Source organism: Mycobacterium sp. SMC-15, assembly GCF_045310925.1.
Classification (GTDB): Bacteria; Actinomycetota; Actinomycetes; order Mycobacteriales; family Mycobacteriaceae; genus Mycobacterium.
Map to the genome: position 1 here is coordinate 36,396 of NZ_JBJIAJ010000013.1, position 24,351 is coordinate 60,746.

Consider the following 24,351-nt stretch of genomic DNA (forward strand, 5'->3'; position numbering starts at 1 on the left):
GAACGTCAATTCACCCGCCGGCCGGCGCACACCCGTCCCCACCCGCCGCGCGTCGGCCGCGCTACGTGACCCGCTCGGAAATCATTTGCGACACGGTTTCTGCGATCCGCTCCGACCCCGGGAGGCCTTGGACCACGACATCAATCAACACCGACGCTGTTACGCGGTACGTAACGGTCTGCGAATTCCCGGGGAAGACCAGGGCAACGGTGGACGGATCCAGCTTATTGATGCGGAAATTGTAAAGCTTTGTCTGCAGCGCGGCACAGTCCTCGAAGGACGATGCGAGCCGGTCGAATTCAGCTCTCGCCGTGCCATCATCCGGATAAACTCCGATCGCCTGCGCGACGGTAGATATGGCGCTTATTTCTCCGCCAGCGGCTGTGTATGTCGCGGAACGAAACTGTGACCAGTTATGCCCAAAAGCTTCTTCTAGGCCGAAAACCGGGCGGCACTGGTCCGGTGTGCGCAAATTTTCGTGAAACGACCGGGGAGCGTCCATCACGGGCAGCGCAGCGAGGTCGTCGCGGTCGGTGACGCGCTGGACCTCATCCAAGCCGACGATCAACGAGGCGGCATCGATCCCGGGCGTCGCGCCAACACCACCGGACTGGCATGCGGTCAGCACCAAGACGAAACAGCCAGTTAGAACAGTCGCCTTAAGCCGGGACAGCAACCCCTTGCGAACCACGCCAATCTCTCCTAAGAACAACTGGGCCAGACACCGTTATCGAGTCGTAAACGCCGGAGGGGGCGGTACCTCCATCGTTACCCCATACGTCAGAAATTTAGCGGACAATACAAGAATTTCGTCATATAATTCCTGGGCCTCTGCATTATATTCCGCCACTGCGGCATAGTTTTGAGGATTAGGAGGGCTGGCGTTGTGCGAGGAAATTTTTACGCTCAACTCCGCTAAATCTTGATACAGGTCGTCGAGTGTTTCATTTGCCGGTGATTGATTATCGGGACCTTGTTGCTTCGCGCCGCCAGCCCGATATTGTCCAGCCAACGCCTGGACCTGAGCCGCCCGTTGCTGACTATCCGCGGCCGCATCGGCGACGACCTTGTGGATCTCCCTAGTCTTGCCGGCTAAATAGACCTGGAACTGACGGGCACCGGTCGGGGTGTCCAATCCGGGCCAACTCGCGGAACTCTGACGGATCTCGGCTTCCAGGGCGTCCAGACGCGCCCGCGACTGCAGGTTGTACTGGTGGGCGCCGCGCAGGATCCCCTCAAAAGACCGGTCGAGCTCAACCGACGTCGCCAACCGCTGCACCAACTGCTCTTCGCGTGCACGGGCCGCCGCAGCGAACGCGCCCGACTGGTCCGCCATAGCGCAAAACCTACGCGCGTCGTCGTCATCGCGTGTGCGCAAGTGACTGGTTCCCGCTGGCCAAGGCCAGTAATGTCGTCGCGGTGCGCTTTGTCGCCGCAGGGGGCGGCGGCGCCGAGCGTGCGTCGTTAGGGGTAGCAGAGCATGCCGCTGAGTCTGTCGAACCGGGACCAGAACTCCGGTCACCTGTTCTACAACCGACGACTGCGCGCCGCCACCACCAAATTCTCGGTGCGGATGAAGCACGACGACCGCAAGCAGACCGCCGCGATCGTGCTCTCCATCGTGCTGATCTTCATCGGCATGGGCTGGATGCTGCTGCTGAACGTGTTGCGTCCGGCCGGGATCGTGCGGACGTCGTCGATCGTCGGCGACCGCGACTCCGGTGCGATCTACGCGCGCATCGACGGGCGGTTGTACCCGGCGCTGAACATCACCTCGGCGCGGCTGGCGGTCGGAAACGCGCAGGTGCCCACCTGGGTCAAGCCCGCGGAGATCGCCAAGTACCCGACCGGCCCCATGATCGGCATCCCCGGCGCCCCGACGTCATTGGTCGCCAATACCGGCGCCGCCTCGGCGTGGGCGGTCTGCGACACCGCCGGCTCCCCGCGCCGTGCCGAGCCCCCCGTGGTCACCGCGATCGCGGGCCCGTTGAGCCCGGCCGGCCGCGCCGCGCCGCTGGCCGCGGGCGCGGCCGTGCTGACCCGCTTCCAGGGCGCCACGTACGTCATCTGGGGCGGCAAGCGGTCCCAGGTCGACCCCGCAGATCGGGCGATCACGCTGAGCCTCGGCATCGACCCGGGCATCACCGCTCCGGTGGAGATGTCGCGGGCACTGTTCGACGCGCTGCCGAGCACCGAACCGCTGCGGGTCCCGGTGATTCCCCTGGCGGGCACGCCCTCGCAGTGGGTGCCCGGGTCCCAGGTGGGGGCGGTGCTGGAGACCCGCACGGCCGGCGGCGGCTCCCAGTTCTACGTGTTGGTGCCCGACGGGGTCCAGAAGATCACCAGCTTCGTGGCCGACCTGATTCGCAGCGCGAACTCTTTCGGGTCCGTGGCGCCCCTGGTGGTCAGCCCGGACAAGCTGGTCAACATCCCGGAAGTGGGCACGCTGCCCGTCGAGTACTACCCCAACAGCAGGCTCAAGTTCGTCGATACCGCCGCCGACCCGACGACATGCGTGGCCTGGGAAAAGGCTTCCGGCGACCGGCAGGCGCGGATCACCTTGTACAACGGGCGCGGCCTGCCCGTGTCGCCGGGGATGGACAACCGGATCGTCCGGCTGGTGCGCGATGACCGCAGCCCCACCTCCGTGGTGGCCAACCAGGTTTTGGTGTTGCCGGGCGCAACCAACTTCGTCACCTCGACCAGTGAACTGCTCGACTCCGATTCCCGTGAAACCCTCTTCTGGGTGTCACCCAACGGTGTCCGGTTCGGCATCGCCGCCGAGAGCGAGACCCTGCGCGGCCTCGGCCTGGATCCCGGCTCGGCGCAGCAGGCGCCGTGGCCGCTGCTGCGCACCTTCGCGACCGGTCCGGAACTGTCGCGGCATGCCGCGCTGCTGGCACGCGACACCGTGGCCTCGGCCGGCGCGGTGCAGCCGGTGGTCCACAACAATCAGCAGGGCGTCCCGGGAGGGCACTGATCGATGTCCAAACGCGCATTCGTTCCGGTCCGACTTCAGGTTCCCGAGCCCAAACCGGTGCGGGTCGCTCCACGCGCACCGGACGCCCTTCCCGAACGGGAGCCGCGCAACCTCTGGGTGATGATCGGCATGCCCGCGCTGATCGTCGCGCTGATCGGCACCATCGTCATGCTCTACGTGTCCGGGGTGCGCAGCTTGGGATCGGGCATGTTCCCGATGGTGGGCATGGCGGGCCTGGGCATGCTGATGTTCTCCGGGCGATTCGGGCGGGCCCGCAAAATCAGCTGGGGCGAGCAGGAAAAGAACCGGCGCAGCTATCTGCGCTCCCTGGACGGCGAGCGCGACGAGATCCAGAAAGCGGTCTGCGCCCAGCGCAATGCCCAGGAGTTGGTGCACTCCAACCCGCAAGACCTGGGCGCGGTCATCGGCGGGCCGCAGATGTGGGAGCGTCGCCGCTCCGACGCGGACTTCCTGGACGTGCGGGTGGGCGTCGGCGTGCAGCATGCCCCGGACTCGGTGTTGTCGGTGCAGTGGCCGGAGATCCCGATCGACGAGGAACTGGAGCCGGTCACCGGCCAGGCGTTGCGCGACTTCATCCTCGAACAACGCAAGATCCGCGACATCGCGAAAGTGTTCAACCTGCGCTCCCGCCCGGGCTTCAGCTTCGTCGGCGAGGACCTGGATGAAGTCCGCTCGCTGCTGCGGTCGATGCTGAGCGGGCTGGCGGTTTTTCACAATCCGCTTGACGTCAAATTGATGGTGGTGACCCGGCACCCCGAGCTGTGGTCGTGGATGGTCTGGCTTCCGCACAACCAGCACGACGAACTGTTCGACGCCTGCGGGTGGCGGCGCCTGGTGTTCACCAGCCCCACCGAACTCGAGGCAACACTCGGCGCCGACCTGCACATGAAAGGCAAGCGCGGCGCCTGGCGGCCGCCGTCGGCACCGAGTCCCACCACCATGGGATCGGCGTTGGAGACCGGCGCTGACGGGCACGATCTGGGTCCGCACTGGGTGATCGTCGACGACAACACCGGCAGCCCCGAGGCCTGGGAGAGCGTCGTCGGCCGCGTCGGCAAGGAAGGCATCACGGTGCTGCGGGTGGCGTCCCGGCTCGGCACCGGTGTCGGGTTCGCCCGCGACGAGATCTTCGAGGTGATCGACCACGCGGCCCGCCACCACAGTGCCGAGGACCCGTCCCCGGACCATGACGGCGACGGGCGCGGCGCCGGCGCGTCACCGCGGCCCATGGTCCGCGCCGGCGGCAAGTTCTTCGCCCATGCCGACCAACTGTCGGTGCCGCGCGCCTACCGCTACGCGCGGGCGATGGCGCGCTGGTCCCCAACGGCCAGTGTCGACGTCGCCGACGCGGGCAGCGGCGCCCTGGAACTGTTGCGCGCGCTGGGAATCGACGACGCTCGCGAGCTGAACGTCGACCGGCTGTGGGCCGAGCGGCGCAGTCGCGGCGACGAGCGCTGGGCGGAGATCCCGGTCGGAGCCAAGCCCAACGGCGAGCTGCAGAATGTTGTGTTGCGCGCAAAAGACTTCGGCGGCTTCGGTTTCCACTCGGTGGTGATCGGCACCAGCGGTTCGGGCAAGTCGGAGTTCTTCCTGTCGCTGGTGTACGGGATCGCGCTGACCCACTCACCGGAGACCTTCAACGTGATCTTCGTGGACATGAAGTTCGAGTCCGCGGCCCAGGACATCCTCGGCATCCCCCATGTGTCAGCGGCCCTGTCCAACCTCGGCAAGGACGAGCGACACCTCTCCGAACGGATGCGCCGAGCCATCGACGGGGAGATCGCCCGGCGCTACCGACTGTTCAACTCGGTCGGTGCGCGCGACGCCAACGATTACGAGGAGATCCGGCTGGCCGGGCGCGACCTGGAGCCGGTGCCCATCCTGCTGGTGGTGATCGACGAGTACCTGGAGCTGTTCCAGAACCACTCCAAGTGGATCGACCTGATCATCCACATCGGCCAGGAGGGCCGCGGCGCCAACGTCTTCTTCATGCTCGGCGGGCAACGCCTTGACCTGTCGTCATTGCAGAAAGTCAAGTCCAACATCGCCTTCCGGGTCGCCCTGCGCGCCGAGTCCGGTGACGACAGCCGCGAGGTGATCGGCTCGGATGCCGCCTATCACCTGCCGTCGAAGGAGAACGGCTTCGGGCTTTTGAAGGTCGGCCCGCGCGACCTGGACCCGTTCCGCTGTTTCTACCTGTCGGCGCCGTTCGTCGTCCCCAAGCGCAAGACGTCCTCGGGCAAGACCCTCGACATGACTCTGACCAAGCCCCGGCTCTACACCTGGCAGTACCAGCCGCTGGATGAGGCGGATGCCCAAACGCTGCAGGATATGTCGGCCACCGACGCCGAACCCGACGAGTTCCTTCTGCACGCCGACGGGTTCAAGAAGAAGAAGATCGTCGACGTGCTGCGCGAGTCGCTGATCGCCGCCGACCGCAAGGCGCCGCACCTGCCGTGGCTGCCCCCACTGGAGATCTCCGAGCCGGTCGACGCCCTGGTGGCGCGGTACCGCGGCAAGCCGTGGGACGTCGACTATGGCAGCAACCCCGGGCTGGTGTGGCCGCTGGCCGTCAAGGACATCCCCGAGGACGCCCAGCAGCTGGTGCACTGCGTCGACGTGTTGCGCAGCAACGTCATGGTGGTCGGGGCCAAGAGCCGCGGCAAGACGACCACGCTGATGACGCTGATGTGTTCGGCGGCGCTGATGTATTCCCCGGCTCGGCTGACGTTCTTCTGCGTCGGCGGCGCCACGCTGGGGTATGCCGAGACGCTGCCGCATGTCGCCGACATCGTCTCGCCGGCCGACCGCGAGGGCGTGGAGCGCACCGTTGCGACCATGGCCGCACTGATCAGCGCCCGGCAGGACACCTTCCGCCGGGACAAGATCGACATCAACGAGTTCCGGGAGCGGCGCTTCGGTTCCGGCGGCGAAAGCCTCGCGGGCACCGACGCTGCCGATCCCTACGGTGACGTGTTCCTGGTCATCGACGATTTCTCCGACCTCTACGCCGCCGACACCATGCTCGGCGACCGGATCATCGCGCTCAGCGGTGTCGGTCCCGAGTACGGCGTCCACCTGATGACCAGCGCGTCAGGCTGGATCCACGGCCAGCGCCAGACGTTGCTGCAGAACTCCGACGTGCGCATCCAGTTGCGCTTGCAGAACCCGGGCGAGAACGAGATGGGCACCGCCTCGCTGGACGCCCGCGACGCCGCCAAGCGCACCGTGAACCGGCCCGGCTTCGGTTTGACCGAGTCGCTGCACGAGATGCTGATCGGAGTGCCGGAACTGGCTGCCGAGGACGGGGCCCGGATCGGAACCCGCGAATTGGGGACGCGGGTCGCCGAGGTCGCGGGCGTGACCAAGCACGCCACCCTCAAGCGGCTGCCGCCCGCGGTGGCGCTGTCGGAGGTCCTGGCCTACGACGTGGCACAGCGTCCGCCCGCCCAGACCGCCCCGTCGATCGCGTTCATGATCGGCGAGCAGCACGACCTGCTGCCGGTGCCGCTGATGCTGTCCGAACACCCCGGAATGATGATTCTGGGGCGGGCCCTGTGCGGCAAGAGCGCCACCCTGGCCGCGATCGGCGAAGCGGTGATGGCGCGGTTCAGCCCGCAGGAAGCCCAGATCACCATTGTCGACCCCAAGACCGGTCCGCTGCGCGACCTGCAGGGCGCCGGCTACGTCAATGCCTACGCCTACGACCAGGACGAGATCGACGAGGTGCTGACCACGCTGGCCCAGCAGGTCCTGCTGCCCCGGCTGCCCGCCAAGGGTCTGAGCCAGGAGGAGCTGCGTGCGCTCAAGCCCTGGGAGGGCCCGCGCCATTTCGTGTTGGTCGACGACGTGCAGGACCTGCGGCCGGCGCAGATCCATCCGGCCAAGCCACCGGTGGGCGCGGCACTGTGGAAGTTGATGGAGCGGGGCCGCCAGATCGGCCTGCACGTCTTCGCGACCAGGAACTCGTCCAACTTCGGTCAGCTGGAGATGGACCCCTGGGTCAAGACCCAACGCGCCGCCAAAGTGCCCACCTTGTTCATGGACAACGACCCGCAGAACAAGGTCAATCGGATGGTGCGGGCTCAGGCCCTGCCCGCCGGCCGCGGGTTACTGGTCAACGACTCCGAAGTAGAAGGTGTCCTGGTCGGAGTGCCGTCGTCAATGATCCACGATTTCGAGCAGCAATAACCGGTATTTACATCGTGAAGTGACGGCGGCCCGATATCGGTTTACGATCGACTCCGACCTGCCAACGTCGGCATATCAGCGATGAGGCATCGGGAGGAAATTATGTTCTCTGTAGAACCGGAAGCAGTCCTGGCGTCATCGGGCGTCGAAGCGGGAATCACCGCAGAAACGGAGGCAGCCGCTTCCGCGGCCAGCCCGGCCCTGCTGGGCGTTCTGCCGATGGGTAACGACCCCGATTCCCTCGCGTTCCAGGCCGCGCTGCTGGCCTCCGGAACCCAATACCTGGGCATCGTGGCCGAACACTCGGCGCAACGCGGACTGTTCTCCGGCGCGCAGGCCACCGCCTCGGGGGTGTACGGCGCCACTGAGGCACTGCGAGCCGCCACCGTCGCACTCGGCGGCTAATCCGTGGCCGACCCGGGGTGGGCCGCCCGCACACCGGAGACCAACGACATGTTGATCAAATCCGGCGCGGGTGTGATGACCATGCTGACCAATGGGGCGGCATGGACGTCGCTGGGTGTGGCCCACCACGCGTCGGGTATCGCCTCGGCGGTCAACACCGCATTGACCTCGATCGGATGGGTCGGTGCCGGTTCGGAGGGATCTGTTCTCAACGCCACCCTGCTGAACGTGGCCCTGCACGGACTGGCGGGCTGGGTGGACGTCAAGGCGCCGATCGTCGCGGCGGCGGTCGAGGCCTACCAGCTGGCCTACGGCAGCATGCGCACCACCCAGGAGTGCGAGGAGAACCGGATCGAGACCGCCACCGACTACGGGATCAATCCGTCGGTACTGGGGGCGTTGACGCCGCGCATCACGTCGCTCGAATTCGAGTACTTCGGCCTGTTCTGGCCCAATAACGCCGCGGTGGGCGCGTCCTACGGGGCGGTGCTGACCGCGCTCACCTCCAGCCTGACGGTTCCCGCGCCGGTGGCAGGGATGGGCGCTTCGCCCGCGGCGCCGGCGGCCGCGGCCAGCGCCGTCGGCCAAGCGGCATCGCAGGCTGCGGCCGGCGGCGCGATGCGCGCCGCCTACACCGGTACGTCGTCGGCAACCAATGCCGCCGGCCAGGGCGCCAACGCCGCCCAGGGCATGGGCTCACAGATGAGTTCGATGCTGGGCCCGGTCCAGCAGATCGGCTCGACGCTGATGCAGGCGCCGCAATCTCTGATGCAGATGCCGCAGTCGATGATGAGCCCGATGCAGTCCCTGATGGGCATGTTCATGAACCCGAGCATGCTGGGCGGCGCTCTCAATCCGGCCGGGGCCGGCGGGGTTCCGGCCACGGCGATGCTGGCCAATGCGACGGTCTCACCCGGTGCGGGGGGCTTCGGGGGTGGCGGAGCGGGAGCGCCGGTGTCCGCGTTCACCCGGCCGGTGAGCGCATTCGAGTCCGGCGGCGGCCGTCCGGTCGGGTTGCGGCCCAGTGGAGCGCTGGGCTCCGTCGAGTCCCAGCGGGTGACGGCCACCAGCGGCGGCGGCATGGGCGGCATGCCCATGGCCCACGGCGCCGGGGCGGGCGGAAAAGGCCAAGGCGACCGGTCCTCCGACCGGACCAACACCGTGCGAGTTGTCGACGACCGGGTGTGACCTGGGCGTTTGCTGAAGACAGGGTGAATCGACACATCCGAAAGGAGCCAATACACTACCGCCAGCTACATCCCGCCGAACCCGGGGGGGTTGTTCTACAACCGAGGAGGAAACGATGGCAGCCATTGTCGTCACGCCCGAACTGATGCGGAACACCGCGTCGAAGTTGTCGCAGCACATCGAACACGCGCAGGCGATCGCCAACCAGTACCTGGCCGACCACGAGAACATCCTGGGCGCTGGGACGTGGGACGGTGGCGGCTCCAAGGCCTCGTATGCCACCGCCGCGCAGATCCACGAAGACGTACAGAAGGTCCTCACCGGCGGCCACCGCCTGACCGAGGGCCTCAACCAGGCCGCTGCCCTGATGGAGTCGCACGAGTCCCACTCCGAGCACGCCTTCCACTCGCTCTTCGGCGGACAGTCCGCCTAACCCCCGACCCCCAAACTCGAAAGGACATCGATCCCCATGGCAGACAGTGGCGGTATCACTTACAACCCCGGCCCCGTCTCCGATCACGCCCACAGCGTGGTCAGCAGCGCCGGCACCCTCGACCAGATCCATCAGGACTCCCACCAGCTCACCCAGATGCTGACCGAGTACTTCGCCGGCCACGGTGCCACCGGCTTCTTCGAAGCCCAGGCCCAGATGCTGTCCGGCCTGCAGGGCCTGATCGAGACCATCGGGCAGCACGGCTCCACCATCGGCTCCGTGCTGGAGGGTGCCATTTCGACCGACCAGACGATCCAATCGCTTTTCTGATCGGACCCCGATCGTCACCGAGGTGGGGTGTCTGCGCGAGCGGCGCAGATGCCCCATTTCGTGTGTCAGGCCGGCTACCGGAGACCACAGATGAGACGAGGGTGACGTGCTGACAACGACGCTCGACGGGCTGTGGGTGCTGCAGGCCGTCACCGGGATCGAAACCCTCTGCCCGGAACTGGGGCTTCGTCCCCTGCTGCCCCGCCTGGACACCGCCGAGCGGGCGCTGCGCCATCCGATCGCCGCGGAGCTGACCGAGATCGGTGTGCTCGACGACCAGGGCGACGTGGACTCGATGGTCCGGGAATGGCTGACGGTGATCATGCGGCGCGACATCGCGCTGATGCTGAACCTCAACTTCCCCGGCCGGCCCTACGGCGACCCCCAGCACATAACCCGAGTCTCGATCAGCCGGTTCGCCTCCTGGTGGGTGGTGCTCGAACGCCATGACCAAGAGGTGCGGCTCTATCCCGCCGGCAGCGCCACCGACCAGGCGGCCGCGGGCGATCTGCTGGTCGGCCAGATCGAGCGGTTGTGCGGTGTCACCGAGGCCGCCCAGCTGCGGCCGGTCACCCTGGAGACCAAGGAGCTGCTCGAGCGGGTCCACGACCAGGACAGCCTCCGTCGATACCTGGCCGCACAGCGGCTCGACATCGACCAACAGCAGATCGTGGCGATGACCGCCGACCCGGAGGTGTCCGGTCAGGCCAACATCGTTGCGATCCAGCCCGGTGCGGGCCCCGAGGAGCTGGCTCGAATGGCGATCGGGGATACCGCGGTGCTGATCTCCGACACCCCGGCCGGCCGCGTCTGCGTGGAGAACATCGACAACGGTGGCCGCCGCTACCAGATCGTCTCCCCCGGCACCCGTGCCGATGTCGCCAACGCGATCCTGCGGCTCATCGCTCGTCTGCCGGCCGGCGCGGACTGGCATTCACACCGGCGGGTTGTGTGACAGTGAATTCACATCTTCACCATTACCGTGCATTACCGTCCACCGTCAGAAACGTTGCAAACGCCGAATCAGCAGCCGTGTTAACATCACGCACGTGACGAGCCCATGGAATAGCCAGAATATGCCTGACGAAGGCTCATCCGGGCGGTGGGATCCGACATCCGGTCACCGCTACCGGGATTCCGTATCGGACTCTATGCGCATTTCCGACCTGGCGACACCACGCAAGATTCCGCCCGGTTCGGGCTGGCGCAAACTGGTCTATGTCGTGTCGGCGAAAGTTATTAATCCAGGCGAATCTCCGCGCGAACGTCATTACCGTGATTTGCGCAATAGAATTCGTCGGCACATCCGGCGTCAGTACGTGATCACGTTGGTGTCCGGAAAGGGCGGCACCGGCGTGACGACGATGACCGCCGCTATCGGCAGCGTATTTCGGGAATGCCGACCGGAAAATGTGATCGCGATTGACGCTGTTCCGGGCTTCGGAACCCTGTCCGATCGCATCGACGAGCACCCGCCCGGTGACTACTCGGCCGTTCTGAGCGACACCGACGTACAGGGGTATTCCGATATCCGTGAACACCTCGGGCAAAACGCCGTCGGCTTGGACGTCCTGGCCGGCAACCGCACCTCGGATCAGCTCCGCCCGCTCGTCCCGGCCATGTTCAGCGGGGTGTTGTCGCGGCTGCGGCGAACCCACAACGTGATCCTGGTCGACACCGCGGCAGACCTGGAGCACCCGGTCATGAAGCCGGTGTTGGAGAACACCGACACGCTGGTCTTCGTCTCCGGAATCACCGCGGACCAGTCCCGGCCGGTGCTGCGGGCGGTGGACTACCTGGCCTCGCAGGGTCACCACGAGCTGGTGTCCCGGGCCACGGTGATCCTCAACCACTCCGCGCAAGGCGAGGACAGCGCCGCGGTGGCCTATCTGACCGAACGGTTCAGCAAAACCGGCGCCACGGTGGAGGTCATGCCGTATGACGCCCATCTGGCGAAGGGCGGAATCATCGACGTCCACAACGAGGTGAAAAAGAAGACCCGGCTGCGGTTATTTGAAATAACCGCCGGTCTGGCCGACAAGTTCGTGCCCGACACCGAAAGGTAAGCGCGGTGACTTCTCCGACACCAGCTAAAGTCGCGTTTCCGGCACGCTGTGCGGTGAGTCTCGCATACGACAAACACCTCGTGTCCCAGGTCTTCCCGGCCGGTATTCCGGTGGAGGAATTCTTCGAGGGAATGGTCGAGCTGCTCGACGAGGATCTGCGGCACCACGGTTTCGACGGGGTGGCTCTCCCCCCGGGCAGTTACGAACTGCATAAAGTCAACGGCGTACGGCTGGACATCACGCGCAGCCTCGACGACCTGGGCGTTCAGGACGGCGACACCCTGGTCCTGGTCCCGGCGGTGGGCGGCGACTCCTTCGAGCCGCAGTACGAATCGCTGTCGAGCGCCCTGGCCGCGACGGCCCGCCGCCTGGGCACCCAACCCGAGATCAAGTGCCAGGAGTGTGGGCACAAGGCCGACGAGCAGACCGTGACCCGGCTGCTCAACGTCAAGGTCGATCGGATGTTCGCCCCGGTCACCGCGTTGACCGCCGCGCACACCGCGATCGGGCTGATGGCCATGGCCGTGGTGGTGCTGTCGGCGCTGGCGGTTCGGGCCCGAATGTTCAGCGACAGCTGGCCCCCCGCCGCGGTCCTGGCCGGCCTCGGCGGACTGCTGGCGCTCGGTGCCACGGTGATCCGGCGGAACTGGCCCGCCCGCGACGACCTGTTCAGCGGATTCGGCTGGCTGGCGGTGGTCGCGCTGTCCTGCGCCGCGCTGTGCGCGGCACCCGGGGCCCTGGGCGCGCCCCACCTGATGATCGGGGTGACGGTCCTGGCGTTGGGCGCGATCGGCCTGAGTGTGCTGCTGCGTTCGCAGACCGCGGTGGCCACCGCGATCGTCACCGCCGCGGGAATCGGCGGGGCGGTGGCCGCCGCGCGGATGTGGCATCCGGTATCGCCGCAGGTCATCGGTATCTGCATGCTGCTGGGCCTGCTGATCCTGTTGCGCATGTCGCCGACGATCGCGCTGTGGGTGGCGCGGGTGCGGCCACCGTACTTCGGTTCGATCACCGGGCGGGACCTGTTCGCCCGCCGCGCCAATATGCCGATCGACACGGTCTCTCCCGTCACCCCGGAGGACGGCGAGGACGACGAGGACGACCTGGTCGATATCTCGGCGCGCGGTACCGCGATCGCGGCCTCGGCGCGGTTGATCAACGCGGTGCAGGTCGGGATGTGTGTCGCGATCGCCACGGCGCTGCCGATCGCGGTGTGGATGGTGCTGGACCCGGGCGGGGCCCGGCCGCGCGGCGCGCTGGCGCTGTGCGGTCTGGTGGCGGGCCTGTTCATCACCCAGGGTCGTGGTTTCGCCGGCCGTGTCCAGGCGATCGCCCTGGTGGGCGGGGCGTGCGCGGCCGTTCTGACCGGAATCGTGAAATACGCACTGGCGAACCCGGGCGACACCGCCGGGGGGTTCTTATGGCCGGCCGCCGCCGTAGCGGTCTTCGCCGGGCTCGGGGTGGCCGCCGGACTGTTGGTCCCGGAGACCAAGTTCGTGCCCTGGATCCGGCTGGCCGTCGAATGGCTCGAAGTACTGGCGTTCATCGTGGTGGGGGTGCTTGGCGCTTGGCTGGGAGGACTGTTCGTGTGGGTGCGCAACTGAATCGCCTGCGCGCCCGCGGGGCCGCGGTCACCGCGGTGATGCTGCTGGTGAGTCTGTCGAGCGGCTCCCCGATGGCGCAGGCGATCGAGCCGCCGTCCGTCGATCCGGCCCTGGTGCCCGCCGACGGCGTACCCGGGCCGGACCAGCCGATGCGGCGCTCGAATTCCTGCAGTGTGCCGATCACCGTCAGCAACCCCGATGTGGCCCAGCTGGCGCCCGGATTCGACATGCTGGGGATCGCCGCGGCATGGCAGTACTCCACCGGCAACGGCGTTCCGGTGGCCGTCATCGACACCGGCGTCACACCGAACCCCCGGCTACCGGCGGTCGCCGGCGGCGACTACATCATGGGTGGCGCTGAGGGCCTGGGCGGTCTGCAGGACTGCGATGCGCACGGCACCATCGCCGCGTCGATCATCGCCGCGGCCCCCCTGGGCGTGCTGCCGATGCCCCGCCCGATGCCGGAGGTCCCCGCCTTCCCCCCGCCGGCCGGTCCGCCGCCGAGTATCGGCGAACCTCTACCGCCGGCCGATGTGCCCGGCCCGCCGGCACCGCCGCCGATCCCGGCTCCGGTGACCATCACCCAGGTGGCACCGCCACCACCCCCGCCCCCGCCTCCCCCACCGCCGGAGGGTGCCGTGGCACCGGCCTCGGGGCCGGCCGATCCGCAGACCGAGGACGAGCCGGCGGTCCCCCCGCCCCCGCCGGGCGCCCCCGACGGTGTCGTCGGGGTGGCACCGCACGCCACCGTCATCTCGATCCGCCAGTCGTCCCGGGCGTTCGAGCCGGTCAACCCGCAACGGTTCGGCTACGACGACGAGCGGGTGAAAGCCGGCACGCTGGCCACGCTGGCCAAGGCCGTCGTCCACGCGGCGGACCTGGGCGCCAAGGTGATCAACATTTCGGTGACCTCCTGCGTCCAGGTGGCGGCCGGACTCGACCAACAGGTGCTGGGGGCGGCGCTGTGGTACGCGGCGACGGTCAAGGACGCGGTGGTAGTCGCGGCCGCCGGCAATGTCGGCGAAGCCGGCTGCGCCGACAATCCGATGTTCGACCCGCTGAACCCGAGCGATCCGCGGGACTGGAACCAGGTCAAGGTGATCTCAAGCCCGTCGTGGTTCTCGGACTATGTCCTGTCGGTGGGCGGCGTGGATGCCACCGGGGCGCCGATCGACAAGAGCATGGCCGGTCCCTGGGTGGGGGTGGCCGCGCCGGCCACCCACGTGATGGGCCTGTCGCCGCAGGGCGGTGTGCCGGTCAACGCCTACCCCCCGATTCGGGTCGGCGAGAAGAACATGCCGTTCTGGGGCACCAGCTTCTCGGCCGCCTACGTCAGCGGCGTGGCCGCCCTGGTCCGGGCGAAATACCCTCAGCTCACCGCGCATCAGGTGATCAACCGGATCATGCAGACCGCCCACAATCCGCCCGCCGGCGTCGACAACCGGGTGGGCTACGGCTTGGTCGACCCGGTGGCGGCGCTGACGTTCAACGTGCCGGCGGGTGACCCGCTGGCGCCGGGGTCGCAGCAGCGGGTGATCACCCCGGCTCCGCCGCCACCGCCGCCGGATCATCGGGCCCGGACCGTTGCGCTGGGGTTCCTCGGCGTGATCGCCGCGACCGTCCTGGCCGCCGCGATCACCGCGCGGATCCGGAGGGCCACCAAGTGAGCCAGAACCGGGTCCGGCTGACCGGGTTCACTGCGTCGAGCAACCGGCGGCTGCTGTGCGCGGCGACGATCGCACTGTGCGGTCTGGCCGGCTGGACGCTGGGCGGACTGGTCGGCGCCGCGGTGGCGGTCCTGGTGGCGGTGCTGGTGGTGCTGGTGCCGTGGTGGGGCCAGCCGGCGTGGTCGTGGGCCCGGCTGTGGTTGCGGCGCCCGTCGAAGGCCGCCTGGAGCGAGCCGATCACGGTGGCCAACAACCGCGCCGGCGGCGGGGTGCGCATCTCCGACGGTGTGGCGGTGGTGGCAGTCCACCTGCTGGGCCGGGCGCATGCGGCGACGGTGGCCACCGGCTCGGTGAACGTGGAGACCGACAACGTCGTGGACGTCGCCGAGCTGCTGCCGATGCTGCGTCACGCGCTCGGGCTGGTGCTGGAGTCCATGAGCGTGATCAGCATCGGGGCGCGCCGCGCCACCACCGGCGACTTCCCGCGGGTCTACGACACAGAGATCGGCACACCACCGTATGCCGGCCAGCGGGAGACCTGGCTGCTGCTGCGATTGCGGGTCATCGACAACACCGCGGCGCTGCGCTGGCGCACCACACTGGGTGCCACCGCGGTCGCTGTGGCGCAACGGATTGCCGGCCTGCTGCGTTGCGAGGGCCTACGCACCCGGGTGGCTACCGCCAGCGACCTGGTCGAACTGGATCGGCGGCTCGGCGGGAGTTCCCTGCAGGCCGGCGCCGAGCGCTGGAAGACGCTGCGCACCGAGGGCGGCTGGGTGACCACCTATGCCTATCCGGCCCGCCAGATCAGTGCCCAGCTACTGGCCCAGGCATGGACTCTGCCGGTCGATGAGGTGATCCAGAACGTCACGGTGTTCCCGGATGGAACGTGTACGGCCACCGTCACCCTGCAAACACCGCAGCCGGCCCCGACTCCCCCGGCGGTGGTGCTGCGCCGGCTCAACGGGGAACAGGCCGCCGCGCTGGAGGCGAACATGTGCGCCCCCCGCCCGCGGTTACGCGGCCTGCGGCCCGGCCGGTTACCGGCGAACCTGCCCATCGAGATCGGTCCGTCGGGCGTCCTGATCGGCAAGTTGGCAAACGGCGACCGGCTGATGGTGCCGCTGACCGACTCAGGCGAGTTGAGCCGGGTGTTCATCGCCGCCGAGGACCTGATCGCCAAGCGCATCGTCATCCGGGCGGCCGGCGCCGGGGAACGGGTCTGTGTGCATACCCAGGACAAGGCCCGCTGGGCCAGCGTCCGAATGCCCGAGGTGGCCGTGGTCGGTGAGTCGAGGCCGACTCCGCGCAGCACCGTCAGCGTGGTGGACGGGCCGATCGCGCCGTCACCGCGGCCGGCCACCGTGATCACGGTGGCGCCACCCGGGACACCGCCCCCACCACCGGATGCGGTCGAGGTCAGTATCGAGCAGATCGACCGGAACGCGGTACGGGTTGCGGCCGGCGGAAAATCGTGGCTGGCTACGGTGGAGTTGTTCCGGGCGGAAAACCGGTACTGCAGCCCGGAGGCGCTGGCCCCGATGTCGTCGCGATGACACCGCACCGCATCGGTTGTCAGCGGAGAGAACCTGGACGCGCGACAGAGGACGACAGACATTGAGTGACTTGCTGGCGGCCCGTCGACACTTCGACCGGGCCATGGTGAGCATGGACGGGCGCTACGGCACCCCCGACGCGTTGTCCGACTTCGTCGCGGCAACCGAAGCCGATCCCTCCATGGCCGACGCGTGGCTGGGCCGCATCGCCTGCGGCGACACCGACCTGGACACCCTCAAGCGTCTCTATGCCAACAGCGACTGGCTGCACAAGGAGACCACTCGGCTGGGGCGGCACCTGGCCGCTCAGATTCCGCTGGGGCCGTATCTGTCGATCACGGTGACCGATGCCTCGCATGTGGGTTTGGCCCTGGCATCAGCGCTCACCGTCGCGGGTGAATACGAACGCGCCGACGCCCTGCTGACCGACAGAGCCCTGCTGGACAGCTGGATCAACCACCAGTGGCACCAGCTCGGCCGCGCCTACCTGATGTTCGTCACCCAGCGGTGGCCGGATCTGCTGACCGTGGCCGCCGAAGAACTCCCCGACCGCGCGATCGTCATGCCGGCGGTCACCGCGTCGGTGTGCGCCTTGGCCGGCTACGCGGCCGCGCATCTGGGCCAGGGCCGGGTGGCGCTGGACTGGCTGGATCGCGTCGACATCACCGGGCAGACGCGTTCCTCGGAGCGGTTTCCGGCCGGTGTGCTGACCGCGTCGATCAACCCCAGCGAGATCCCCTTGCTGGCTGCCGATCTCGCCTACCTGCGCGGCATGGTGCACCGCCAGCTCGGCGAAGAGGACAAGGCGCAGGTCTGGCTGTCCAAGGCGGCCATCAACGGTGTGCTGACCGAACCGGCCAAGGCCGCGCTCGCCGAACCGAATCTGCGCCTGGTGGTCACCGAGGAACAGATCATCGACAGTCGTACCGACCGTTGGGACGCCGGCTCGGCAAAGAGTCGTGCGGAACTCGACGAGCACAATGCGCTGGACCGTCGTGCTGAGCTGCTGGAGCAGGGGCGCGCCGAGCTGGAGAAACAGGTCGGCCTGGCGGAGGTCAAGCGCGCGGTCAAGGCGTTGGAGGACCAGCTCGAGGTCCGTGCCATGCGACTCGAACACGGCCTACCCGTGGAAGGCCAGACCAACCACATGCTGCTGGTGGGCCCGCCCGGCACCGGCAAAACCACCACCGCCGAAGCGCTGGGCAAGATCTACGCCGGCATGGGTATCGTGCGTAACCCGGAGATCACCGAGGTGCGCCGTTCGGACTTCTGCGGCGAGCACATCGGATCGTCCGGTCCCAAGACCAATGAACTGATCGAAAAGGCCTTGGGTGGAATCCTTTTCATGGATGAGTTCTATTCGCTGGTGGAACGTCACCAGGACGGGACTCCGGACATGATCGGTATGGAGGCCGTCAACCAACTGCTGATCGCGCTGGAGAAGCACCGCTTCGACTTCTGTTTCCTGGCGGCCGGCTATGAAGACCAGGTCGATGAATTCCTGACCGTCAACCCCGGCCTGGCCAGCCGGTTCAACCGAAAGATCCGGTTCGAGTCCTACTCACCCGAAGAAATCGTCGAGATCGGTGAACGCTACGGATCCAGTCGCGCGACCGAACTGAATCCCGAAGCCCGCCAGCGGTTCCTGGAGATGGTGACCACGATCCGCGGCTACGTCAGCCCGCGCGGTGAGCATGGCATCAACGTCATGCACAACGGGCGGTTCGCCCGCAACGTGATTGAGGAAGCCGAGCTGGCCCGCGATACCCGGGTGGCCGCCCAAAAGCGTGCCGGGAAGCCGGTGACGATCGACGACCTCAAGACCATCACCGCCGTCGACATCGACTCCGCCGTGCGCGCCGTGTGCCACACCAAACGCGAGATGGCCGCTCTGAACTGGTAGAACGGCAAGCCACTGTCAGACCGGGCTGGCGCCGTATCGCGTCTCGAAATCCGACTGAGCTTCCTCGCGCAGTGCGGCGAACACGAGATTGAGTCGGTCCGCCAACTCACTGTAGGTGTAATCGCTGACCACACACGGGTGCAACGTCAGCTCGAGTAGCCGACCGTCGGAGTTGGCCACAGCACGGACATCGCCGAGATCGACGCTGTAGGTTGTGTTCTCAGCCTCGGCTACCAGCGCTTCCCATTTCTCGGCGGCCTCGCGCAGATCCCGCAACACGGACTCAACGAGGTCCTTGTCGCTGAGTTCCGCGCGGCTCTCCGCCCCCGACATTGGCTAAGTATGTCCAGCCGGTGTGAACAGCGTCAATTCATCGGCGCCGGCTATGTCTGTGAATCCCACAAGCTCGCCGGTGGTGTGTTCAGCGTCCGAAACCAGCCGTAGTGGTAATTGGCCGAGACCGTGTCTCCGGTCGCGATGCCTTCGGTGGCGGCCAACAGCATGCAGTTCAGCACCAAGGCGGTGTCGGAGTCGGGATACTGCGCCAACAGCTGGTAACGCATCGTGTCCAGATGCACACGCAATAAGTCGATTTCGGCGTCCACCACACCGGTGCCGGCGGCGCCCGCCTTCGCCAGCGTGTTGGCCATCCGCGGAATTCCTTCGCGCCAGTGAGTGGCCTCGCTGAGCTGCCAACCGAGATCGGCGATGGGCGCCAGCGTGCGGGGCTGTACCGAGGCGTCGGTCACCGCGAAATCACTCGCCCACCCCAGACGATCGCCGGGGCTGTAGCTGGCCGACTCCGTCGGGTTGCCCAGCATCTCGGTGGCGGTTCCGTTCCGACGGCCGGGTTCCAGCAGCTCTACCCCCTCCGGCAGCTCGATCCCCGAGGGAATCCACCCGTTGGCGATGTCGGTGACCAGTCGGGTGGTGCCGTCGGCAAAGGTGCCGATCGCCCAGCGCAGTCCGGGTTCCTGACGGGCGACGAAGGCAAGCAGACGCTGGAGTCGCTGTTCGTCGGATTCGGCGACCGCAGGCGCGACGGGTTCGGGCTGGGCCGCCGCGGGTGGTTCCGGGGCTGCGGGAGCCGGTTCGACCGGCGGGAGGACAACCGGCTCAACCGGCGAGACGAAGACCGGCTCGACCGGCGAGGCCTCGATCGCTTCGGTCGGGAATGCGGCCACCGGTGGTTGCACGTCCTCGGCGCTCTCGATCACGCTCGGCGGCGGAACGTACGGCTCAGCAGGGAGCTCGGGTTCGAGTACCTCCGGCGTCGTGGCCACCTCGACTTCTGGTGCCGGCAGCGGCGCAGTCGCCGGCAGCGGGTCGAGTGGCGCCGCCTTAGGCTCGGCGGCGAAGGTTTCCGGCTGCCGATGACGAGCCCGTTGAGCAAATACCTCCGAAGGTTCCTCGGGCGGATCGGGCGGGCGTGGCACCTCGACCGGTTCGGCCTGGACCGGCGCCGGGATCGGAGACCGAACCGGGGCCGGGGCCGGGGCCGCGTCGAGGCTGATGTACTCCCTGCCGAACTCCAAGGCCTCCTTGTGAAGTAGGCGCACCGTCGACTCCACCCGGAGCACGGCGAAAGCCCTGGCGACATTGATGACCCGGGACTCGGCAGCTTGACGGGCCGGGCCGGCCAGATCTGATCGACTGATGGCGGAGAGCTTCTCGTTGGCCGAATGCGCGATTCGCTGCAGGTCGGCGTTGAGATAGTCGGCAAGCGACGCCGTCTCGGCGGTGACCGTCGCCAGCTCGGCGGGCCACAGACCGCCGAGCACCCAGGAACTGCAGTCGACCGGCGCGCTGAAGGCCGGGATCGTCAGTGATTCCCGTGCCGCGTTCCGGAGGCGCTGCCGCGCCGACCGCCGACCGAAGAGTGCCACCGCGCAAGCGTACCGTTGCCGTCCTGGCGCTCTGGTCCGAATTCGCCCTCACCCGGCCGCGCCGCCCACACTGTTCGGACTTCTTTGCACAACCACTGTGCGCGGTGAATTGTCAGCTGTTGAGCCGGTCGGTAGCGTGCAAATCGTGGCTGATGTCGGGTCCCCCGCGACGGGGTGTGCAGCGCAGTTGAGCGAGGTACTCGCCCTGCTAGAGCGGGCCCGAAACCTGTTTGGCGACACGGTGGTTGATCCTCCGGCAAACATCGCACCCAACGCTGAGGCCGCCGGAAGATGGGTGCTTTAACGACCTGTTTTCCTGCCCGGGTGCAGTTTGTGGGTCGACAGCCGCTCGGCAGCTATCCGCAGATCGTCATTGGTGGGCACCGCGGCCGAGGGTGCGTGCCCGGTGGTGACGATCTCGCCCCGGATCTCTAACGCCGCCTTGAGAAACGAGACGTCCGCTGCCAGGACGATAGCCTCTGCCAGCCGATGCACGTCCGTGTCCATCACCGCCTCAGTGAGCACCACACTGTGCAGATAGCCGCCGCGACAAGACCGGAACAGCACATCACCACTGGGGTGCAGCGTGTCGAATGCCGGATTCGGCTCAGTCATCGGCGCCCGTCGGTGAGGTGCCTGAAGGCACTGGCGGCATCGTCTTCATTCTTGTTCCACGTCGCCACCGCGCGGTTCAGATTGTCGGACACCGTCGAATGCTCGCTGGACTGGTCGTCGTAGCAGTCCTTGCGTGCGTCGAGCAAGGACGCGGCCGCCTGGCGAAAGTCGCCGTAGATCGGACCGAGCGAGTTCAGGGTCGCCTGGATTCCCTCGTGTGAGGCCGAAACGGTGGACAGGTAGTCCGACGCCTCTTGATGGTTCCCGGCCGCGTTGGTCAGAACGTCCTGATTGACGTGGATCTTCTCGGGCATGTTCCACCTTCCTGGCTAATCGACGATGACTGTTGGAGCCGGCTTTTTCAAGCTCACGCGGCCATCGAGCGCCCGCGCCGGCCTGGTCTCTGCCGGATCGGCGGGCGGCGCGGGCTCCTGGGCCGCGGCCGGCGGATGCTGCCATCCCAGGAATCCGGGGCCACGCAGGTTCTCGACGAGGTGCACCTGCCCGTCGAGCAGCGCCTTGCCCGCGCCGACAGCAAGGGCATGGCGGTCGGTGAACACGCCGATGTCGCCCGGCCGCAGGCCGGCCACATCGACTGCGGCGACCACCGGTGTGCCGGGCGGCGGGATGTGGATGCCCTGGCTCCGAAACGCCTCCACCACTGGCTCTCCATCGGCGACGGCCTGCATCGCCGCAGCCAGTCGCGGGTTGGCCACGGTCATGGTCTCGCCGTCGGGCAACCGCACGCTCACGGGGTCCTGCTCCCCCGGGTTCTGCGTCGACGTATCACCGTCAACCGCCTGCGCGTCGGCACCATCGGGCGCTTCGGCGGCAGCTGCATCGTCGGGCCCGAACTCCTCGGCGGGCGGATCGTCACCGCCCACTCCAGGCGCCAGGCCGGTCAACGGAAATCCTGCGGGCATAGCGGCCGGCATCGCACCGAAGCCCGGCCCATCGGCGCCCAGGCCCGGGACCATCGGCGTCGGCGATGGGGGCAGCCCTTGGCGGGTCTCCGGGTCATCGGCCTCGGGCTCGTCGTCCGCCAATACGTCCAGGTAAGGATCGGTAGCCGGATCCGGCGGGAGCTCCTGCTCATCCTCGGCGGGCGTCGGGCCGGCGCGATCATCCGATTGCGCGGCCGCGTACAGCCCCGTCAAGGCAGTAGCGAGCTCTTGCTTGGAGATGTCGTCGTCATTGGCCTCTTCGACGACGGCGATGATCTGCCCCAGTTTCCCGATCAAGAATCTCTGAAACTCGCGTGCGCCCGCGGCGGTGCTCAGGTCCCACGATCGTGCGGCGCCGGCAATTTCCGACTCCAGGTCGTCGAGGCGACGTCTGCCTTCCAGCGTCGTCTTGTGTGCATGGCGCAGCGCTTCGATGATCCGCCGGTCAAAGTCCGCGGTACTCGACAGTTGCTGCGCCAGCGCCGCTTCGGCCTGCCTCATGGCCGACGCCGCCCGGCCCTGTTGTTGATCACCGGGCGCCGGATACGCCGAGCGCAAGCCGCTCAGGACGCTGTCGTAGCCCGATGGCGGCAACGGCAGGGTCAGTGCCGCCTGGGCCATGCGTGTCTCCTCACCCGCGCCGCCGGCCCTTTCGATGCGGTCGATCGCATCGCGCACATCGTCGCGGGTTGCCATCTCCTCAGCCCAACATCGCTGCGCCGGGCCGACGCTCGGGAGCTGACCGCTTCATGGCCGGTGACTGTACCGACGCCCACCGGGGCCGGCAATTCACCCGGGAACCCGTTCTGGACAAGCCGATCACGGCACCGGGCGGCGAATCGCCACATGCGCGCCGAGGGGGCTGATCTGCACTGTTGCTCCGGCGTGCGGGGCTTCGATCACCCGGTTGCCACCGATCGCGAGCTGAACGTGTCCGGTGCTGGGGAACACCAGGTCGCCGGGCCGAATCTGGGAGCGTGGCACCGAGATTCCTTCGTATATCTGGGTATAGGTAGTGCGCGACAGTGGCACGCCGGCCTGGCGATACGCCCACTGGGTCAGCCCGGAGCAGTCGAACCGGTCTGGACCGGTCGCGCCCCACACATAGGGTCTGCCGAGCCGCGACAGTGCGGCGCGTACCGCCAACCCGGCACGAGTGTTGGGCAGCCGCAATCGATCCAAACCCACGGGCCGCCGCCGCGCCCCCCGGTAGCGCAGCCGCCGCAGCCCCGTACGGTGGGCACGCGCGCGATGTTGCGCCGAGACGACGTGGGCATGTTGGGCGCGTAGTCGTGCCGCCCTCCGGCGCATCGCCTCCCGGTGCGCCAGAGGCGTGTCGGCGGCCACTGCCGAGTCTGCGCGGGCAGCGGAAATGACGCCGCCGGTCTGCTGGTGAGCCCGAGCGTGGTCGGCAATCACGGCGGCCAGCATCGTTGTGGCTTGTGCATCGGTACGTGCGTTGGCCAACAACAGATCCCGTTGGGAAAGCACTGCTGTGCGGTACCGGTCATGGGCGGCACCGGTAGCGATGTTGGCGTTGCGCTCCAACAGCTGGGCGTAGCGGTCCACCCCGGACTCCAGTGACACGGGCCGTGGATTGCCCGCGAACAGCTCATTGGCGCGCGTCAGTAGCTCCAACTCACCATTGCTCACCGTTATCCCCCTTCGTCGCCACCATCTGTCGCGTCCATGGATCCGTCGGCGAATGCGCGGACTCGGGCCAGCGCCCCGGGCGGAATGACACCTCGGTTGCGGATGTCCCACATCTCCTCGGCGCCGACGCCGATCAACGCCGCGATCACCGGTTCGGGCAGCGACGACTGTGCGCAGGCCCGGTCGAAGCGGGCGGTCAGGCTGCCGGGCATCCGTTGCAGTAGGTCGATGCGGGTGGCTTCCAGGGCCTGTAGGTGCCCCATCAGTCGGGCGGCGTGATCGGCGCCCGCGTTGACCGCCACCCGCCAGGAGCTGGCCGCGAGCATCTCCGCCTTCACGCACTGCGTGATCACGGAAAGAATATACGTCTCGTATTCGTCTGATGCTTCCGAAGGAAGTCTCGCTATCACCGAACGGAGCGCATCGAGCTGCGCCTCGGCGTATCCCTCCAGCACCTCGGTGTCGCTGTGGCGGTCGACGACGATGGCCCCGGCGGGGCGGGCGGCGGACGTTTGCGGCCCGGCGGCGGAGGTCAGCTGAGCCAGTTCGGCGTCCGCGTCGTCCGCTACCAGGAGCCGAGAATAGGTGCCCGGCGGCAGGCCAAGACCATTTTCAACCTTCTGAACTGTGCCTTTATGGGGTTTCCGGGCGCCACGCTCCAGGTAGCTCAACCCCATGATGCTCACGCCGGTGGCTGCTGCGAGGTCGGCCAGCGACCAGTCACGCGCTTCCCGCAGTGCTCGAATGGCCGCACCCGCCGCTTCGCGGCTCATTGTTGCGCCCCGGCCATGGACGGATAGTACACAGCCTGGCCCTTCACTACTTACATATATGTTTTTATCAACTTCTGTTGCGTTTGTCGTATTCGATCGTATACGTTTCCATCTACGTTATCCGGTCTGTCCCGAG

Annotated in this window: 21 protein-coding genes; 12 read left to right on the top strand and 9 right to left on the bottom strand. The window is 67.6% G+C overall.

The window, feature by feature from the left end; all coding sequences use genetic code 11:
- Positions 1 to 61 precede the first annotated feature (61 nt).
- Positions 62 to 691, bottom strand: coding sequence for a sensor domain-containing protein (locus ACJH71_RS18425; RefSeq protein WP_406759432.1), 630 nt, complete (start codon positions 689 to 691; stop codon positions 62 to 64).
- A gap of 36 nt (positions 692 to 727) precedes the next feature.
- Positions 728 to 1,336 (bottom strand): DUF4226 domain-containing protein, encoded by a 609-nt coding sequence (locus tag ACJH71_RS18430; protein WP_406759433.1) that lies wholly within the window; start codon positions 1,334 to 1,336, stop codon positions 728 to 730.
- Between the two features lie 144 nt (positions 1,337 to 1,480).
- Here ACJH71_RS18430 and eccB point away from each other — a divergent pair, with 144 nt between their 5' ends.
- From eccB to eccA, 12 genes are all read left to right on the top strand, one after another.
- A complete protein-coding gene (gene eccB, locus ACJH71_RS18435) occupies positions 1,481 to 2,980 on the top strand; it encodes a type VII secretion protein EccB (RefSeq protein ID WP_406759434.1) in 1,500 nt (499 codons plus the stop codon).
- 3 nt (positions 2,981 to 2,983) lie between these two features.
- Positions 2,984 to 7,192, top strand: coding sequence for a type VII secretion protein EccCa (eccCa, locus tag ACJH71_RS18440; protein WP_406759435.1), 4,209 nt, complete (start codon positions 2,984 to 2,986; stop codon positions 7,190 to 7,192).
- A 99-nt stretch (positions 7,193 to 7,291) separates the two neighbouring features.
- Entirely contained in the window at positions 7,292 to 7,597 is a 306-nt protein-coding gene (locus ACJH71_RS18445; RefSeq protein ID WP_406759547.1) for a PE domain-containing protein, read from the top strand.
- Between the two features lie 3 nt (positions 7,598 to 7,600).
- Entirely contained in the window at positions 7,601 to 8,785 is a 1,185-nt protein-coding gene (locus ACJH71_RS18450; protein ID WP_406759436.1) for a PPE family protein, read from the top strand.
- A gap of 115 nt (positions 8,786 to 8,900) precedes the next feature.
- The gene (locus ACJH71_RS18455; RefSeq protein ID WP_308485092.1) at positions 8,901 to 9,218 is read left to right on the top strand and encodes a WXG100 family type VII secretion target; all 318 of its coding nucleotides are present in this window, start codon (positions 8,901 to 8,903) and stop codon (positions 9,216 to 9,218) included.
- A gap of 36 nt (positions 9,219 to 9,254) precedes the next feature.
- Entirely contained in the window at positions 9,255 to 9,548 is a 294-nt protein-coding gene (locus ACJH71_RS18460; protein WP_065041726.1) for a WXG100 family type VII secretion target, read from the top strand.
- Between the two features lie 106 nt (positions 9,549 to 9,654).
- Complete coding sequence (locus tag ACJH71_RS18465; RefSeq protein ID WP_406759437.1) at positions 9,655 to 10,503, top strand: ESX secretion-associated protein EspG; 849 nt, start codon at positions 9,655 to 9,657, stop codon at positions 10,501 to 10,503.
- A gap of 94 nt (positions 10,504 to 10,597) precedes the next feature.
- Positions 10,598 to 11,614: a MinD/ParA family protein gene (locus ACJH71_RS18470; protein ID WP_406759548.1), complete on the top strand. Its 1,017-nt coding sequence runs from the start codon at positions 10,598 to 10,600 to the stop codon at positions 11,612 to 11,614.
- Between the two features lie 5 nt (positions 11,615 to 11,619).
- A complete protein-coding gene (eccD, locus tag ACJH71_RS18475; RefSeq protein WP_406759438.1) occupies positions 11,620 to 13,218 on the top strand; it encodes a type VII secretion integral membrane protein EccD in 1,599 nt (532 codons plus the stop codon).
- Positions 13,203 to 14,885 (top strand): type VII secretion-associated serine protease mycosin, encoded by a 1,683-nt coding sequence (gene mycP, locus ACJH71_RS18480; protein WP_406759439.1) that lies wholly within the window; start codon positions 13,203 to 13,205, stop codon positions 14,883 to 14,885. Before eccD ends, mycP begins: the two co-directional genes overlap by 16 nt.
- Positions 14,882 to 16,441 (top strand): type VII secretion protein EccE, encoded by a 1,560-nt coding sequence (gene eccE / locus ACJH71_RS18485; protein ID WP_406759440.1) that lies wholly within the window; start codon positions 14,882 to 14,884, stop codon positions 16,439 to 16,441. Before mycP ends, eccE begins: the two co-directional genes overlap by 4 nt.
- A gap of 103 nt (positions 16,442 to 16,544) precedes the next feature.
- Complete coding sequence (eccA, locus tag ACJH71_RS18490; RefSeq protein WP_406759549.1) at positions 16,545 to 18,344, top strand: type VII secretion AAA-ATPase EccA; 1,800 nt, start codon at positions 16,545 to 16,547, stop codon at positions 18,342 to 18,344.
- Positions 18,345 to 18,359: 15 nt separating this feature from the next.
- Here the strand turns inward: eccA and ACJH71_RS18495 are convergent, their stop codons facing one another.
- The 7 genes from ACJH71_RS18495 to ACJH71_RS18525 all read right to left on the bottom strand — a co-directional run bounded on the left by ACJH71_RS18495 (position 18,360) and on the right by ACJH71_RS18525 (position 24,215).
- Positions 18,360 to 18,677: a DUF2710 family protein gene (locus ACJH71_RS18495; protein ID WP_406759441.1), complete on the bottom strand. Its 318-nt coding sequence runs from the start codon at positions 18,675 to 18,677 to the stop codon at positions 18,360 to 18,362.
- A 50-nt stretch (positions 18,678 to 18,727) separates the two neighbouring features.
- Entirely contained in the window at positions 18,728 to 20,230 is a 1,503-nt protein-coding gene (locus ACJH71_RS18500) for a DUF5631 domain-containing protein (protein WP_406759442.1), read from the bottom strand.
- Positions 20,231 to 20,530: 300 nt separating this feature from the next.
- Complete coding sequence (locus tag ACJH71_RS18505; RefSeq protein ID WP_406759443.1) at positions 20,531 to 20,845, bottom strand: DUF2694 family protein; 315 nt, start codon at positions 20,843 to 20,845, stop codon at positions 20,531 to 20,533.
- Positions 20,842 to 21,159: a type VII secretion target gene (locus ACJH71_RS18510; protein ID WP_406759444.1), complete on the bottom strand. Its 318-nt coding sequence runs from the start codon at positions 21,157 to 21,159 to the stop codon at positions 20,842 to 20,844. The genes ACJH71_RS18505 and ACJH71_RS18510 overlap by 4 nt, the downstream gene beginning before the upstream one ends.
- A 15-nt stretch (positions 21,160 to 21,174) precedes the next feature.
- Entirely contained in the window at positions 21,175 to 22,485 is a 1,311-nt protein-coding gene (locus ACJH71_RS18515; RefSeq protein ID WP_406759445.1) for a DUF4226 domain-containing protein, read from the bottom strand.
- A gap of 123 nt (positions 22,486 to 22,608) precedes the next feature.
- Entirely contained in the window at positions 22,609 to 23,442 is an 834-nt protein-coding gene (locus ACJH71_RS18520; RefSeq protein WP_406759446.1) for a C40 family peptidase, read from the bottom strand.
- A gap of 2 nt (positions 23,443 to 23,444) precedes the next feature.
- Positions 23,445 to 24,215, bottom strand: coding sequence for a helix-turn-helix domain-containing protein (locus ACJH71_RS18525; protein WP_406759447.1), 771 nt, complete (start codon positions 24,213 to 24,215; stop codon positions 23,445 to 23,447).
- Positions 24,216 to 24,351 lie beyond the last annotated feature (136 nt).